This is a genomic window from Mesorhizobium sp. DxT (assembly GCF_058448885.1).
In genome coordinates this window covers 92250-107404 of record NZ_JBZFLJ010000013.1, presented here as the reverse complement: position 1 = coordinate 107404, position 15155 = coordinate 92250, and the positions used below count along the sequence as shown (strand labels likewise).

18 protein-coding genes, 1 other RNA gene and 1 pseudogene are annotated in these 15155 nt (G+C 65.7%); 14 read left to right on the top strand and 6 right to left on the bottom strand.

Going from position 1 to position 15155, the window contains the following annotated elements; translation table 11 throughout:
* Window positions 1–9 precede the first annotated feature (9 nt).
* The 5 genes from ACVJNE_RS21420 to ACVJNE_RS21400 all read right to left on the bottom strand — a co-directional run bounded on the left by ACVJNE_RS21420 (window position 10) and on the right by ACVJNE_RS21400 (window position 3008).
* On the bottom strand, window positions 10–720 hold the full coding sequence (locus tag ACVJNE_RS21420) for a GNAT family N-acetyltransferase (protein WP_499568817.1): 711 nt from the start codon (window positions 718–720) through the stop codon (window positions 10–12).
* A gap of 81 nt (window positions 721–801) precedes the next feature.
* Window positions 802–1029 (bottom strand): hypothetical protein, encoded by a 228-nt coding sequence (locus ACVJNE_RS21415; RefSeq protein WP_499568816.1) that lies wholly within the window; start codon window positions 1027–1029, stop codon window positions 802–804.
* 41 nt (window positions 1030–1070) lie between these two features.
* Window positions 1071–1511 (bottom strand): hypothetical protein, encoded by a 441-nt coding sequence (locus ACVJNE_RS21410; protein WP_499568815.1) that lies wholly within the window; start codon window positions 1509–1511, stop codon window positions 1071–1073.
* 117 nt (window positions 1512–1628) lie between these two features.
* The gene (gene nudC / locus ACVJNE_RS21405) at window positions 1629–2570 is read right to left on the bottom strand and encodes an NAD(+) diphosphatase (RefSeq protein ID WP_499568814.1); all 942 of its coding nucleotides are present in this window, start codon (window positions 2568–2570) and stop codon (window positions 1629–1631) included.
* 15 nt (window positions 2571–2585) lie between these two features.
* Complete coding sequence (locus ACVJNE_RS21400) at window positions 2586–3008, bottom strand: HIT family protein (RefSeq protein ID WP_499568813.1); 423 nt, start codon at window positions 3006–3008, stop codon at window positions 2586–2588.
* A gap of 142 nt (window positions 3009–3150) precedes the next feature.
* Between ACVJNE_RS21400 and ACVJNE_RS21395 the strand changes: the two genes are divergently transcribed.
* From ACVJNE_RS21395 to ACVJNE_RS21370, 6 genes and pseudogenes are all read left to right on the top strand, one after another.
* Window positions 3151–3486: an ArsR/SmtB family transcription factor gene (locus ACVJNE_RS21395; protein WP_499568812.1), complete on the top strand. Its 336-nt coding sequence runs from the start codon at window positions 3151–3153 to the stop codon at window positions 3484–3486.
* Window positions 3483–3968: an SRPBCC family protein gene (locus ACVJNE_RS21390; protein ID WP_499568811.1), complete on the top strand. Its 486-nt coding sequence runs from the start codon at window positions 3483–3485 to the stop codon at window positions 3966–3968. The genes ACVJNE_RS21395 and ACVJNE_RS21390 overlap by 4 nt, the downstream gene beginning before the upstream one ends.
* 112 nt (window positions 3969–4080) lie before the next feature.
* Window positions 4081–4178, top strand: an RNA gene (ffs, locus tag ACVJNE_RS21385) — signal recognition particle sRNA small type.
* Window positions 4179–4302: 124 nt separating this feature from the next.
* Entirely contained in the window at window positions 4303–6138 is a 1836-nt protein-coding gene (locus ACVJNE_RS21380) for a DNA polymerase III subunit gamma/tau (RefSeq protein WP_499568810.1), read from the top strand.
* An 18-nt stretch (window positions 6139–6156) separates the two neighbouring features.
* Complete coding sequence (locus tag ACVJNE_RS21375) at window positions 6157–6480, top strand: YbaB/EbfC family nucleoid-associated protein (protein ID WP_173187899.1); 324 nt, start codon at window positions 6157–6159, stop codon at window positions 6478–6480.
* Window positions 6481–6641: 161 nt separating this feature from the next.
* Window positions 6642–7148: pseudogene (locus tag ACVJNE_RS21370) on the top strand (cell wall hydrolase); the annotation flags it as partial.
* 156 nt (window positions 7149–7304) lie between these two features.
* Here ACVJNE_RS21370 and ACVJNE_RS21365 read toward each other — a convergent pair.
* Window positions 7305–7814 (bottom strand): GNAT family N-acetyltransferase, encoded by a 510-nt coding sequence (locus tag ACVJNE_RS21365; RefSeq protein WP_499568809.1) that lies wholly within the window; start codon window positions 7812–7814, stop codon window positions 7305–7307.
* 101 nt (window positions 7815–7915) lie between these two features.
* On the opposite strand from ACVJNE_RS21365, the gene recR reads away from it, so the two are divergent.
* From recR to ACVJNE_RS21325, 8 genes are all read left to right on the top strand, one after another.
* Window positions 7916–8521: a recombination mediator RecR gene (recR, locus tag ACVJNE_RS21360; RefSeq protein WP_368801800.1), complete on the top strand. Its 606-nt coding sequence runs from the start codon at window positions 7916–7918 to the stop codon at window positions 8519–8521.
* A gap of 26 nt (window positions 8522–8547) precedes the next feature.
* Window positions 8548–9783: a lytic murein transglycosylase gene (locus tag ACVJNE_RS21355; RefSeq protein WP_499568808.1), complete on the top strand. Its 1236-nt coding sequence runs from the start codon at window positions 8548–8550 to the stop codon at window positions 9781–9783.
* A 104-nt stretch (window positions 9784–9887) separates the two neighbouring features.
* Window positions 9888–10454, top strand: a complete 567-nt coding sequence (locus tag ACVJNE_RS21350) for a Kazal-type serine protease inhibitor domain-containing protein (protein ID WP_499568807.1) — start codon at window positions 9888–9890, stop codon at window positions 10452–10454.
* Between the two features lie 134 nt (window positions 10455–10588).
* Window positions 10589–10972, top strand: a complete 384-nt coding sequence (locus ACVJNE_RS21345; RefSeq protein ID WP_499568806.1) for a DUF6481 family protein — start codon at window positions 10589–10591, stop codon at window positions 10970–10972.
* 154 nt (window positions 10973–11126) lie between these two features.
* Window positions 11127–12155 carry an ABC transporter substrate-binding protein gene (locus ACVJNE_RS21340; protein ID WP_368801804.1) on the top strand — a complete coding sequence of 343 codons (1029 nt, stop codon included), beginning with the start codon at window positions 11127–11129 and terminating at the stop codon, window positions 12153–12155.
* A gap of 315 nt (window positions 12156–12470) precedes the next feature.
* Window positions 12471–13295, top strand: a complete 825-nt coding sequence (locus ACVJNE_RS21335; RefSeq protein ID WP_039711742.1) for an ABC transporter permease — start codon at window positions 12471–12473, stop codon at window positions 13293–13295.
* Window positions 13292–14083, top strand: a complete 792-nt coding sequence (locus ACVJNE_RS21330) for an ABC transporter permease (RefSeq protein ID WP_499568852.1) — start codon at window positions 13292–13294, stop codon at window positions 14081–14083. The genes ACVJNE_RS21335 and ACVJNE_RS21330 overlap by 4 nt, the downstream gene beginning before the upstream one ends.
* Before the next feature lie 9 nt (window positions 14084–14092).
* Window positions 14093–15154: an ABC transporter ATP-binding protein gene (locus ACVJNE_RS21325; RefSeq protein WP_499568805.1), complete on the top strand. Its 1062-nt coding sequence runs from the start codon at window positions 14093–14095 to the stop codon at window positions 15152–15154.
* The last annotated feature ends 1 nt before the right edge of the window (window position 15155 follow it).

The following is a 15155-nucleotide window of genomic DNA, read 5'->3' as shown; positions in this document are numbered from 1 at the left end:
AGACGTGGATCACATCTCCCAGCGGCGGCGCGGGTCGTCGTCGGCCATCACGTCGAATGTGTCGTCGCGCAGCAGGCCGAACAGCCGGAAGCGGCGGGTGTGCAGCATGTGCGGGTCGAAGCCGGCACGCCTGCATCCCTTCAGCGACGGTATGTTTTCGGTGCCGACGAAGGTGTGCACGTAGCGTGCGCCGAAATCAGACGCGTGCTCGGCGAACAGCGCCATCGCCGCCGACATGATGCCGAGGCCACGGTGGCTCGGCGGCGTGTAAGCGCACTCAAGCAGGGCCTCATCGGGACCGAAACGCGGGAAGCCACCGAGATCGGCGACGATGTCGGCCTCGGTGCGGCCGAACAGCCACTGCATGTAGCAGGGCGAGCCATCGCGCTCGTCGACGGCGACGAAGCCGTTGGCGATGCCGGCCTTGTCCAGGAAGAGACGGCGCCACTTGACCTCGAGTTGATCGGCAGGCGGCAGCGCGGAGGCGTCCTCCGGCAGCATGATGTCGATGTCGGCCTGGGTCATGCGGCGCGACGTGATCGGGATCTTGGCGCTGACGTGCTCCAGCGGCGCCGCGAGGTCGCGGCGAAGCCCGTAGCGGACGGTGCGCGTGACGAGCGTCGGCTTCAGGCGGCCGCGAATACGCTGCCCAAGATGGTCGAGCGTGTGGAGAAGGTCGGGCGATTTGCCGTTCAGTGACTTGGCGGTGTCCATGCTCATGACGGTTCCTCCGGGGAAATTTTTTTGCCCCTGCCGACGCCTAGCAACTTCCGTGCCGTCCCGTTGCGGGACAGCGCGGTGTCACAATTCCCAGCGGCGTCTCGGGTCTTCGTTGGGAAAAACATCGAAGCGGTCGTCGACGAGCAGCCCGAACAGGCGAAAGCGGCGCGTGTGCAGCAGATGCGGCTCGAAACCGATGCGCCGCGCGCTTTTGAGGGAAGGCCGGTTTCGGGTGCCGACGAAGCCGTGCATGTAGCGCAGACCGGCGGCGGCCGCCTCGCGGGCCACCATTTCGGTCACCACCGGCATTACGCCGACACCACGATAGGCGCGCGGCGCGTAGTGCCCTTCTATGAGATATCTTCTGGGTTCAGGTGCGGGAAGCCCCCGATGCGGCGCACGAGCGCGTTGTCTGAATGCCAGAACCGCCACAACGCCGCGCATAGCCTGCCGTTGCGCTCGTCCACGCCGACGATGCCGTTAGCGATGCCCGCCTTGTCGATGAACATGCGCCGCCAAACGACCTCTTGCCGGTCTTTCGGGGACAGCGCGGTCGCATCGTCGGGGAACAATATGTTCACGTCGGCGGGTGTCATGGGCCGCAGCGCGATCGGAACCCGCGTGGGGAGCATATCGCGCGGCACCGAAAGATCGCGCCTGATGCCGTAGCGTTCGATGCTGGTGAGCAGTGTCGGCTTGAAGCGGCCGCGAGCGCGCTCGTGAAGTACGGCCAGATGCTGCCAGGGACGCGGTGAGGTTGCCGTGTCGCCGACGGTCGTTTGCATGCTCATGGCGATCTCCCCGAATTCTCACCCTTGGCAACCGGGTTGCAAGGATCGTGCCGTCCCAAAGGGAGACAGGCGTTCAGGGGACTGAGGCCGATGGCGGAGCGCCGTTCTCCCGGACGGCTAACCGTGTTCGGCCCAGGCGCGGATGAGGTGGTTGGCGATGGCGCCGTTGGGTGGGATGCCGAGGCCGTCGGGATGGGCGCCGGCGATCATGGTCAGCACCTCGTCGCGTCCGAACCAGCGGCAATCCTCGAGTTCCTTGCCATCGAACGCGATGTCGTCATTCAGCGCCTCGCCGAAGCAGCCGATCATCAGCGAGTGCGGAAACGGCCATGGCTGGCTGGCGTGGTAGGCAACGCGGCCGAGGCGTATGCCCGATTCCTCCAGCGTCTCGCGGCGGACCGCGTTCTCGATGGTTTCGCCGGGCTCGATGAAGCCGGCGAGGCAGGAATACATGCCGGGCGCGAAATGCGGGCTGCGGCCGAGCAGGCACATGTCCTGCCTGACCGTCAGCATGATGGCGACGGGATCGGTGCGCGGGAAATGCTCGGCCCCGCAGGCGGCGCATGAGCGTTTGTAGCCGCCGATGCGCGCCTGCGTTTCCGCGCCGCAGCGGCCGCAGAAGCGGTGATTGCGGTTCCACGCAAGAAGGGCGGCCCCCTGCGCCAGCTCGCCAAGCATGTCGGGCCCGATCAGGCCCTGCACATAGACCGAGCGATGGTCGATGGCCTTGATGCGTTCGGGCAGGTCGTCGGGCTCGACCGCGCCCGGCGCCATGACCACGGGGCCGGCGTCCGACAGGCCCAGAAGCACGCCGTCGCCGAGCTTGGCGCCCATCTCCCGGGCTTCGGCCAGGGCGAAATACGGATCGAAGCCGGAACCGTTCAGCTTGAGATAGAGCCGGCCGCCGCGCGTCTGCATGATGCGCAGGCGCGGGTCGGCGAGCGCAACCTCCAGCGCTTCGTCAGTGCGGTTTTCCGACTGGCGGTCGATCCGGTTGCCCGCAAAGCCAACAAACTGGCTCGGCTCGCGCTCGGGCGCTGAAAACAGAAAAAAGCTCATTGGGGAGACGAAGTCCTATGGCGAGAGCGCCGATCTTATCGTGTCGACGAAGCGGTGCAAATCCTCGCGGCGGTAGGGCTCGCGGTCTCCGAATCCCCAGACCGGACCGGGCCAGGCGGGATCGCCTTCGTTGCGCGCGATGAGATGCACGTGGAGCTGCGGCACGACGTTGCCGAGCGCGCCCATGTTGATCTTGCGGCAGCCGGTCACGCGCTTGAGCGCCTGGCTGACCATGTTGATCTCGAAGGTGAGCATGGTCTGGTCGAGCGGCGTGAGCTCGTGCAGTTCGATGACGCCCGGACGCTGCGGCACCAGCATCAGCCATGGCCAGCGGCGGTCGTCCATCAGCCGCAATTCGCACAGACCCAGCCACATCAGCGGGCAGGTATCGCGCTCTATGCGCGGATCGAGTTCGAATCCGGCCGGCACGGCGGGCATGGCGTTTCCTCTTTTGTCGTTCCTGCGGAGGCTAGAGGCGCGTTCCCCCGGCTGCAAGCGAATCGTGCCGGCTTCACGGTTCTGCGGAAAGAATGTGTGCGGGGTGTTGACGAAATATGTATCATAGTGCATATACACAACCATGCAATTAGATGCTTTCCAGACACTGGCCGACCCCACCCGCCGCCGCATCGTCGAGGCGCTGCTTGGCGGCGAGCGGCAGGTCAACGACATCGTCGAGGATGCGGGGGTCCACCAATCCGGCGTCTCGCGACATCTGAAAATCCTGAACGAAGCAGGCTTCGTGGTGATGCGGCCGGACGGGCAGCGCCGGCTCTATTCGTTGAAACCGGAGCCGTTTCGCGAACTCGACCAGTGGCTGGCGCAGTATCGCAGCCTGTGGGAGGCGCGGCTCGATCGCTTCGCCGCCGCACTCGAAGTTCGGCAAAAAGCCATAAGGAAGGAACCGGAAACATGAACGACAGGGCAAACATCGTCATCGAACGCACCTATGCGGCTGAGCCCGAGGAATTGTGGGGCCTGTGGACGACGAAGGCCGGGTTCGAATCGTGGTGGGGGCCGCAGGGGTTCCGCTCCGATGTCCACAAGATCGAGGCACGCCAGGACGGCGCGCTCCACTACGACATGGTGGCGGATGCGCCGGAGGTGGTGGCGGAGATGGCAAAGCTGGACAGGCCGCCTTCCCATGGGATCAGAGGCACCTTCAGCGAGTTCAAGCCGCACGAACGCCTCGTGCTCAGCCAAGTCATCGATTTTCTGCCGGGCGTGGAGCCCTACAACAGCACCATCGTCGTGGAGTTCTTTCCCGCCGGCGAGGGGCATGTCCGCATGGTCGTGACACTGTGGCCGATGCACGACACCGAGACCTCCGCCATGCAGAAGGAAGGTTTCCTGAGCCAGCTCTCCAAGCTCGACGAGCGTTATGGCTGGACGGGTTAGGGTCGTGCCGCTGCCACGCGGCATCATGACCGGCGCCATTGCAATGGCTTGATGCTGCCGCGTGACAACGCTCCCCTTGCATTCGCAGCGCGAATTGCCGATATGGGGATTGGGAGGTTGGTGGTGGACGAGCCACTCGCCAACCGGGTCAGGTCCGGAAGGAAGCAGCCCTAACGAGCCACGGCACGGGTCATCGTGCCAGCCTCCCACCCTTCCCCCATCCATCGGGCCCCATCCACAGGAGACCATGGAACGGAGCGGTTGACGCCGCCGGTTCGCGGGGGCGAAACTCGATACTTCGGTGCCGCCGCCGCAGGGAGCTGGTTCAAGCGTCATGGAGACAAGCGGAACAGACGGGACGAAAAGACCCGCCGCATACCGCGTGCTGGCGCGGAAATACCGGCCGCGCGACTTCACCGCGCTCATCGGCCAGGAGCCGATGGTGCGCACGCTCACCAACGCCTTCTCTACCGGCCGAATCGCCCAAGCCTGGATGCTCACGGGCGTTCGCGGCGTCGGCAAGACCACCACGGCGCGCATTCTCTCGCGCGCGCTCAACTACAAGACCGACGCGATCGACCAGCCGTCGGTGGACCTGACGGTGCCGGGCGTCCACTGCGAGGCGATCATGGAAGGCCGCCATGTCGACGTGATCGAGATGGACGCTGCCTCCCACACCGGCATCGACGACATCCGCGACATCATCGAGCAGGTGCGCTACGCGCCGGTTTCCGCGCGCTACAAGGTCTACATCATCGACGAGGTCCACATGCTGTCGAACCAGGCCTTCAACGGCCTGCTGAAGACGCTGGAGGAGCCGCCGCCGCATGTGAAATTCATCTTCGCCACCACCGAAATCCGCAAGGTGCCGATCACCATCCTGTCGCGCTGCCAGCGCTTCGACCTGCGCCGCATCGACGCCGCCCTTATCAAGCAGGATCTGGCGCGGATCGGCGGGCTGGAAGGCGTGGAGGCGGAGGACGATGCGCTGGCCATGATCGCACGCGCGGCCGAGGGCTCGATGCGCGACGCGCAGTCGATCTTCGACCAGGCGATCGCGCATTCTTCCGGCAAGGTGACGGCCGAGACCGTGCGCGACATGCTGGGGCTGGCCGACCGCGCCCGCATCATCGACCTGTTCGAGACGCTGATGAGGGGCGACGTGGCGGCGGCGCTCGGCGAGTTCCGCGCGCAATACGACGCCGGCGCCGACCCAGCGACGGTTCTGACGGAACTGGCGGAATTCAACCACCTCGTCACCCGCATGCGCTTCGTGCCGGCAGCCGCCGACGATCCTTCGCTTTCGCAGGACGAGCGCACGCGGGGGCTGGACTTTTCCAAGTCGCTGTCGGTGCGCGTCTTGTCGCGCACCTGGCAGATGCTGCTCAAGGGCATTTCGGAAGTGCAGACGGCGAACCGGCCGATCAACGCAGCCGAGATGGTGCTGATCCGCATCGCCCATGCGGCGACGCTTCCGACGCTGGACGAGGCGCTGAAGGCGATCGAAAGCGGCGCTGCGGCCGCGCCCGCCGGCGCCCCACGCGGCAATGGCGGCGCGCCGGCCTCGCCGTCATCGGGTCCTGCCGCCTCCGCCGTTGGGCAGCAATATATGCCGGCGTCCAGCAATGGCGGCGGGCAGGCGATGCGGCTGGTCTCCTCGCAGCCGGCGGCCGAAAGCGCGCCTGTCTTCGAGGTGCCTCAGACTGCGCCCGAGCCCGAAGCCGAGCCGCAGGCGCGCATCAGGTCGCTGGCCGACATTGCAGCGCTTGCTGATGCGAACCGCGACAAGCTCTTCGAGATCAACCTCAAGAAATATGTACGGCCTGTGAGCATCCAGGACGGCCATATCGAGGTGGCCCTCACGCAGGATGCACCGAAGAGCCTGCTGAACGATCTGTCCGTGCGCCTGAAGGAATGGACGGGCCGGCGGTGGCTGATAACGACGTCCAAGGAGCCGGGCGGGCAGACGCTGTCGGAAATCGCGACGGCCAGGCGCGATGCCCAGTTCACGGACGCGCGCAACGATCCGGCGGTGGCCGCGATCCTGTCACGCTTTCCCGGCGCCAAGGTGATCGACGTGCGCATTCCCGACGCGCCGGAAGACAATGACGACGAAACGGCGGAGCCGATGCCGGACCCCGGCGTTGGTGACGAAGACGACGAACTCTAGAATAGCGCGGAGACCACGATGAAAGACCTTCTCGGCATGATGAGCAAGGCGAAGGAAATGCAGGCCAAATTCCAGGCCATGCAGGAAGAGATCGCCAACATCGAGGCCAGCGGCCAGGCCGGCGGCGGGCTGGTGCAGGTCACGCTTTCCGGCAAGTTCGAGATGCGCTCGCTGAAGATCGACCCCTCTCTGTTCAAGGAAGACGACGTCGAGGTGCTGGAGGACCTGATACTCGCCGCGCACAACGACGCCAAGTCCAAGGTCGAGGCGGTGATGCAGCAGAAGACGCAGGAACTCACCGCCGGCCTGCCGATCCCGCCCGGCATGAAACTGCCTTTCTAGCCGAGGCGGGAGGGCTTCCTGCGAAGCGTGGCGGGGGCGCATTCGGGTCCCAAGAGGCCCAAATGAGGCGCCGGTAACCATTTTGCCACGCTTTTGCCCGATTGGTCCGGCTCTGATGGACGCTCCGAAGTGGCGGGGACCGTTCGGAGAGGGTCAGTTTCGTGTACCAGAAATCCCGTAGGCTGCGGCTCGCGCCTGTGTGCGTCGTCGCGTTTTCATCCATCCTTGCCGCCTGCTCGCAAAGCGTCGAAGCGCTCGACAGCGTGAAGACCTCGTCGCTCCAGGCGAAGCCGATGGCGTATTCGATGAAGGACAAGGAGTGCCTGACGCGCGCGATGTTCTTCGAATCGCACCGCTCGAGTCGCGAAGGCATGGTCGCGGTCGGCACGGTCGTGATGAACCGGCTCGATTCGGGCAAATATGCCGATACGGTCTGCGGTGTGGTGGGCCAGAAGAACCAGTTCGCGCCGGGCGTGCTTAGCCGCAAGATGAATTCCAAGGCACTGCCGGATGTGCAGGCGGCCGCCGAAGCCGTGCTCAAGGGCGAACGGCATCCCGCCGTGAAGAAGGCCCAGTTCTTCCATCAGGCGGGCCTGAAATTCCCCTACAAGAACATGCACTACGTGCTGGAAGCCGGCGGCAACGCCTTCTACGAGAAGCGCAGCCGCAGGAGTACCCAGGTCGCCGAGGCCGAAAAGCCAGCCGAGACCGTGGTGACGGACACGACGATGATGTCCTACAGCGTCGAGCCGCAGGCCGCCGACGCGATCGGCGCCATGCTCGCGGGCCAGACGCGGCCGTTGGCTGCGGAGTAACGTGCTCCTCTAGGGCAGGGCGCGTTCCATCTCGACCGCGGGCAGCATCACGCCGGTGCCCATCTCGACCTCGATGAGGCCGATGCGCCGAAAGCCGGCGGCGGCGTAGAACGGCTCCGCCGGCAATGTCGACTGGCTCTTCATGATCTTGATGCCGGCGCTCGCTGCCTCGCGCAGGCAGTGCTGCAGCAGCGCTTGCGCCACGCCCTTGCGCAGATGCGCGGGGTGCGTGGCGAAATGGCGGATATGCGCGATCCCGTCGACCACCTCGCCGCTGCCCGGCTTCTGCCTCGTCCAGCCACCGCAGCCGGCCGCCTCGCCATCGATCTCCGCGACGAAATAAGTGCCGCTGGCGAGCAGCACCGGGTTGGCCTTCGACATCGCAGGCATGGCGGCCGCGATGCGGTCCGGCTCGTAGGAGCCGTCGTCCAACCCGGCATAAGATGCGGCGATGAGCCGCCCGAGCGTGTCGAGGTCGTCCGGGGTGGCGACGCGGATGGTGATTTCGGCGCGAGGCATAGGGCGGGCTCCGTGTTCAGCCTCTCGAAGGAAGCATCAACTTAATGCGCCGTGCCATTCCTGCGCTACCCAATTTCGCCGTTCCCCGCTAAACCGGCGTCATGTCGAAACGAATCGCAGGCCCGGAGATCGAACGCCTGATCCAGCTTCTGGCCAAGGTGCCGGGGCTGGGGCCACGCTCGGCGCGCCGCGCCGCGCTGCACCTCATCAAGAAGAAGGAGCAGCTCCTCGTCCCGCTCGCCGCCTCCATGGGCGAGGCGGTCGAGAAGGTGCGGGTGTGCTCGACCTGCGGCAATGTCGATACCAGCGACCCCTGCACCATCTGCACCGATCCGCGCCGCGATGGTGCGACGATCATCGTGGTGGAGGACGTGGCGGATTTGTGGGCGCTGGAACGCGCCTCGGCGATGAACGTGCGCTACCATGTGCTGGGCGGCACGCTGTCGCCGCTCGACGGGGTGCGGCCGGAGGATTTGAACATCCGTTCGCTGATCGCGCGCGTTGCCGAAGACGGGGTGCAGGAGGTGATCCTCGCCGTCAACGCCACTGTCGAGGGGCAGACCACCGCCCACTACATCACCGACCAGCTTTCCGGCATGGAGGTGAAGGTGACGCGGCTCGCCCACGGCGTGCCGGTGGGCGGCGAGCTCGACTATCTCGACGAGGGAACGCTTGCCGCCGCGCTGCGGTCGCGGACGGCGTTTTGACAAAATATTTCCGCAGGAGGATGCCCATGAGACATCTCGCCTACGCGGTCTGCCTTTCGCTGGCCGGTACACTTGTAGCACTTCCGGCCGCCGCGCAGAACGTTACGTCGCAGTTCCAGACATGGCTGCAGAACGACCTGTGGCCGGATGCTCGCGCGCGGGGCGTTTCGCAGGAGACTTTCAACGCGGCGTTCGGGGGCGTGAGCCCGAACCTCAAGCTGCCGGACCTCGTGATGCCGGGTCAGTCGTCGCAGACGCCGAAGGTGCAGCATCAGGCCGAGTTCGGTGCGCCGGGCAATTATTTCGCCGAGAACATCGTCTCGGGCGTGACCGGTGGCGGGCGCAGCCGCGCCGGACAGCTTGGCCAGGCGCTCGGGGCCATCGAGGGGCGCTTCGGTGTTCCGTCCGGCATATTGCTGGCGATCTGGGGACGCGAATCCGGCTTCGGCAACGCCAACATCCCGCACAATGCCTTCGAGGTGCTGGGCACCAAGGCGTTCATGGCGACGCGCAAGGACATGTTCCGCGAGGAGGTGCTGGCCGCGCTCGAAATGGTCCAGCGCGGCCATGTTTCCGTGGCGGCGATGAAGTCGTCCTGGGCTGGCGCGCTGGGGCAGCCGCAGTTCCTGCCGACCTCCTACCTGAAATATGCCGTCGACGCCGATGGAAACGGTCGCGCCGACATATGGGGCTCGCAGGTCGATACGCTCGCCTCGATCGCCAACTATCTGGCGAGCCACGGCTGGGTAAAGGGCCGCGACTGGGGCTTCGAGGTGACCGTGCCGGAAAGCGTGTCCTGCGCGCTCGAAGGTCCGGACCGGGGCAAGCGGATTTCCGAATGGGAGGCGATGGGTGTCGCGCGCGTCAGCGGCCGGCCGTTCCCGGAACACGAGGCGCGGCAGGAGGGTTTCCTGTTGATGCCGGCCGGGCGCTCGGGGCCGGCCTTCATCGTCACACCCAATTTTTATGTGCTGAAGGACTATAACGAGAGCGATCTCTACGCGCTGTTCGTCGGCCACGCGGCTGATCGCATCACCTATGGCGACCGGCGTTTCGCGGGCTCCTGGGGGCGGGTGGCGAAGCTCTATCGCTCCGACATCGCCGCCATGCAGCGCGGACTGGAGCGTCTCGGCTACGATGTCGGCGGCGCCGACGGGCTGCCCGGTTTCCGCACGCGCCGCTCGATCGGCGAGTGGCAGGCAAGGAACGGGCGAGCGCCGACCTGCTTCCCCGATGCCGAGCTGGTGCGGGCGCTCGGCTGATCGGCGGGCTCGCGCGATATGCGGGCTTGCAATTTGCCCGCATATGGGGATCGAATGCGATACTGACGCATTGTGATGATCGAGGGACATCTGGAGGACCGGGAATGCGTTTCCTTTCAATTGCGAAGATTGCGGCCGGGCTGGCCGTCGTTGCCACCGTGCTGGCAGCCTGTGTCGTGGTGGAGGAGGGTCCCGGACCGGGACCAGGTCCGCGCCCGCCGCGTCCCGACAGGCCGCCGGAGATGTGTACCCGCGAATACGCTCCCGTCTGCGGCGAGCGTCGCGGCCAGCGCGAAACCTTCTCGAACGCCTGCCTGGCGCGGTCGGACGGCTATCGTGTCGTCTATGGTGGCGAATGCCGCCGCGAGCGCCCGCCGCAGCGGCCTCCGGAAGTGGGCTGCACGATGCAGTTCGACCCGGTCTGCGCAGTGCGCGGCCGTGAGCGCCGCACCTTCGGCAATGCCTGCTCGGCGCAGGTCGAGGGCTATCGCGTGGTCAGCCAGGGCGAATGCCGTGGCGGCGGAGGCGGTGGTGGAGGCCGTGAAGAGCGGGCCTGCACGCGCGAATATGCGCCTGTCTGCGGAAGCAGGCGGGGTGAGCGCCGGACCTTCGGCAATGCCTGTGAAGCCGAAAACGCCCGCTACCGCATCGAGCGTCCCGGCCCCTGCTAAGGCGCTGGCCTGACCGAAAATCGACTGAGGCCCTCTCCGTTTTGTGCGGAGAGGGCCTTTTTCGTCTTGAATTGCGGCCGTGTAGCCATCAATAAGGCCCCTCGAAGAAAACCTCGCAACCGAGAAGGCGAAGAGTGGCAATTTACAAGGAACAGAGTTTCGCGGAACGCAGACAGGCCGCGATGGACGCCCGCAAGGCGCTGCTGGAAAAGGCGAAGGCCAAGATGCCGTCCGCCGACGATCCGGCCGCGCAGGCAAGGCGGGCCGAGCGCAAGGCTGCGGCCGAGGCGCGCGCGCAGCGTCAGGCCGAGCGCGAGCGTGAGAAGCGCGAGAAGGCCGAACGTGAGGCCCGCGAGCGCGCCGAGCGCGAGGCTGCGGCGGAAGCCGCGGCAAAGGCCGAGGCCGAGGCCAAGGAAAATGCCGAGAAGGACATGATCTCGCGGCTGCTGGCCGACGAGGCCGAGCGCAAGGCCAAGCGCGACGCGCGCTATGCCGCACGCAAGGCGCGCAAGCGCTAGGTTCGCCCCACCGGATTGCCGGCATCACGAGCGCCCGTAGTTGTGCGCTGCACATTCTTTGGGCTTGCGGGGCTTTGGCGGTCAAAATAAGCTTTTGCTGAACATCGAGTCCGGGATAAACCCGGTTCCGACCTATCCAGAAGAGGCGCGAAAAATGACCACTCCCCGTAAGACGATGCTGGCCGCGGCATCCGTGCTTGCCATGACGGCCGGCGCGGCGCAGGCCGAAACCCTGACCATCTCCTGGTGGGGCTTCAACGGCGAGAAACTCGACCAGTACATCGTCCAGCCGTTCCAGGAAAAATGCGGCTGCGAGCTGGTGTTCGAGACCGGCAACAACGCCGACCGCCTTAACAAGGTGAAGATTCGCGGCGGCGCGGGCGTCGACGTCATCTACCTGACCGATTCGTTCTCGCAGCTCGGCGTCGAGGAAGGTCTCTTCCAGAAGATCGACCGCTCGAAGATCCCGAACATCGACGGGCTCTACGAGCTGGCGCAGGACCCGCAGGGCGGCTACGGCCCGGCCTATACGATCGGTCGCGTGGGCATCGTCTACGATTCGGAAAAGGTGAACCCGCCGATCACGAGCTGGGCCGACCTGTGGCGCGAGGATCTTGCCAGCCAGGTGTCGCTGCCGGGCATCACCACCACCGCCGGCCCGATGGTTGTCATGATCGCCGGCGAGAAGGCCGGAACGAACGCCTTCGACGACGCCGACCCGGCCTTTGCCGAGATCGAGAAGATCAAGCCCAACGTGGTGAAGAACTACAACACCGGCTCGGAGATGATCAATCTGTTCTCGACCGGCGAGATCACTGTGTCGCTGGCGCAGGACTTCGCGCTCGGCCAGCTCCAGGCCGCCGTGCCGAGCGTGGTCTGGGCCGATCTCGAGGACGGCGCGATCGCGACGCTGAACACGGTCAACATCCCGAAGGGTGCGGCCAATGTCGAGCTGGCGCACGAGTTCATCAACTTCATCCTCGATCCCGAGCTGCAGAAGACGCTGGCGCAGAACGGCGTCGACGCCCCGGTTGCCGCTTCCGTCGAGCTGACGGAGGAGGAAGCCGCGCAGTGGACCTACGGCAAGGAGATGATCGACGGCCTCAAGCGCGTCGACTACTCCAAGATGAACCAGGCCAAGAACGCCTGGGTGGATCGCTGGAACGAGATTTTCGGGATGTGATGCCGATGGCTGGCGAGGTTTATGCCTCGCCAGCCGTGGTTTTTGGTGCGTCCTTCGAGGCTCGCTGCGCTCGCACCTCAGGATGGGGGATGTTGTGCATAGAGCCAACAATGCAGCGGGTTCGACAAACGGCCATCTTCATATTGAAGTGCCAGCGGATCGAACCCACGGCGTCATGGATTTGACAGAGCACCTCCCTCATCCTGAGGTGCGAGCCCACGGGTCTTGCCCTTGGCAAGCCCGAGGACAGGCTCCGCGAGCCTCGAAGGACGCACCCATGACATACGCGATGACGCGAAGGGAAAGACCGCAGTGCTGAAACGCTTCGCCGGATGGACGCTTTCCGCGCCGGCCACGACCCTCGTCGTGGTGTTCCTGGTGCTGCCGGTGGCTGCCACCATCACCGCGACCTTCGTCGAGCCCGCCGGCATCATCGCACCCTACATGGAATTCTTCTCCAGCGGCTTTCGCCGCACGGTGCTGTGGCGCACGCTGGAAATCTCGCTGATCACCACGATCATCTCCGTGGCGGTGGGCTTTCTTACCGCCTATGTGGTCGCCCGCTCGCCGGGTCGCATTAAGAGCCTGCTCATCATCGCGGCCGTCTTCCCGCTGCTGACCGGTGTGGTGGTGCGGTCCTTTGCCTGGCTCATCATCCTCGGGCGCAACGGCATCCTGAACAACTTCCTCATCGGGATGGGCATCACCGACGAGCCGTTCTCCATGCTCTACACGCAGGGCTCGGTGATCGTCGCCATGGTGTATCTCTTCGTGCCGCTGATGGTGCTCACACTCGTCGGCGTTTTGGAAAACATCCCTGACGACGTTGTGCAGGCGGCAGCCTCGCTGGGCGCCTCGCCGGCCGCAACGTTCCGGCAGGTGATCTTCCCGCTGGCGGTGCCCGGCCTGATCGTCGGCGCGGTGCTGGTCTTCACCGGCTCGTTCACCGCCTATGCGACGCCGCAGCTTCTCGGCGGCGAAAGCCAGATGGTGATGGGCACGCTGATGTACCAGCGCGCCATGGTCGCCTTCGACTGGGTCAGCGCTTCCACCATCGCCGCCATCATGGTGGTGGTGACGGTGGCCGTGGTGCTCTTCATGACGCGGGCCGCCCGCCGTCTCAACCCGATGGCGACCTGATGCCCAACCGTCTTCATCCTGCCCTGATCGGCTTCGCCGTCTTAGTCTACCTGTTCCTGATGGGGCCGCTGGTGATCGTCTTCGGCGCGGCACTCTCGGACACGACCTTCCTGACCTTCCCGCCGCAGGGGCTGACTCTGCGCTGGTTCGAGCGCATCTTCGAGATCGGCGCGTTCCGGCGCACCATCGTCACAAGCGTCGAGATCGCATTCCTGGCGACCGCGCTGGCGCTGCTGATCGGCATTCCGGCCGCCTATGCGCTGAACCGCTACCGCATCCAGCTTCCGGCCTGGCTGTCGACACTGTTCGTGCTGCCGATCCTGGTGCCGGAAATCGTACTGGGCTTCTCGCTGCTGCGCTCGGTCGCCGTGGGCCAGTCCGCTCCGATCTTCCTGACGCTGCTGATCGGTCACACCCTGATCGTGCTGCCCTATTGCGTGCGGGTCATCTCGGCGAGCCTCGCCTCCTTCGACTTCTCCATCGAGGAAGCGGCGATCAGCCTCGGCAGCCGTCCGATCAAGACCTTCTTCACGATCGTGCTGCCGAACGTGCGCTCCGGCGTGATCGCCGCCTTCATCCTCGCCTTCATCACCTCGATCAACGACGTCTCGGTGTCGCTGTTCCTGACCGGACCAGGCATCTCGACGCTGCCGATCCAGATACTTGCCCATGTCGAGCAGTTCTTCGATCCCGTCATCGCGTCGGTCTCCGTGCTGCTCATGCTGCTCACCGTCGCCGTGATGGCGATTGTCGAGCGCACGCTGGGCCTGACTTTCCTCGCCAAGTAGAAACAGCCAATGACCCATCCCCTCGCCGTCGAACACCTGACCGCCCATTACGGGACGACCAAGGTTCTGGACGACCTCTCACTCAGCGTCGGCGCGGGCGAGCTCGTCTCGCTGCTGGGCGCTTCCGGCTGCGGCAAGACGACGACGCTGCGGCTGATCGCCGGCTTTCTGGAGCCGACGGCAGGCACCATTACGCTGGGCGGCGAAGACCTGACGCGGCTTCCCGCCTACAAGCGCCATATCGGCCTCGTCTTCCAGAACTACGCGCTGTTTCCGCACCTGTCGGTGCTGGACAATGTCGCCTTTGGCCTGAAGCAGCGCGGCATCGCGACGGCCGAGCGCAACAAGCGGGCACGCGCGATGCTGGAGCGCGTCGGCCTCGACCAGCTCTCCGATAGGCTTCCCGGCGCGCTCTCCGGCGGTCAGAAGCAGCGCGTGGCGCTCGCACGCGCGCTGGTGATCGAACCGCCGCTGCTGATGTTCGACGAACCGCTCTCCAACCTCGACGCCAAGCTGCGCGTCGACATGCGCGTGGAAATCCGCCAGCTCCAGCGCGCCAACAACACCACCGCCGTCTACGTGACCCACGATCAGGAGGAGGCGTTCTCGATCTCCGACCGGGTGGCGATCATGCATCAGGGCCGCATCATGCAGCTCGATACGCCGGAAGTGCTCTACCAGCGGCCGGCCAACGCCTTCGTGGCGCGCTTCGTCGGGTTCGAGAACTTGATCCCGATGAAGGTGACGGCGCGCGACGGGGGCAACGTGACGGCGCAGGCGCCGGGCGGCGTTGCACTTGCGCTGCCCAAGGCGCGGTTCGGCGACATCCCGGACGATTTCGTGCTGGCAGCGCGCGCCGACGGGCTGGCGGTGACGGCCGATCCCGACGCGAAGGGCCTGCCTGCGACGCTCGGCCTGCGCACCTATCTGGGCCGCGCCTATCAGTACCAGTGCGAGACGGAGGCCGGCCCGCTGATCGCCAACGGCCCGCTGTCCTCGCCGCTGGAGCCCGGCTCGACCGCACGGCTGGTGCCGGTTCCAGACCAGTGCTGCGTGCTGAAGCCGGAATAGA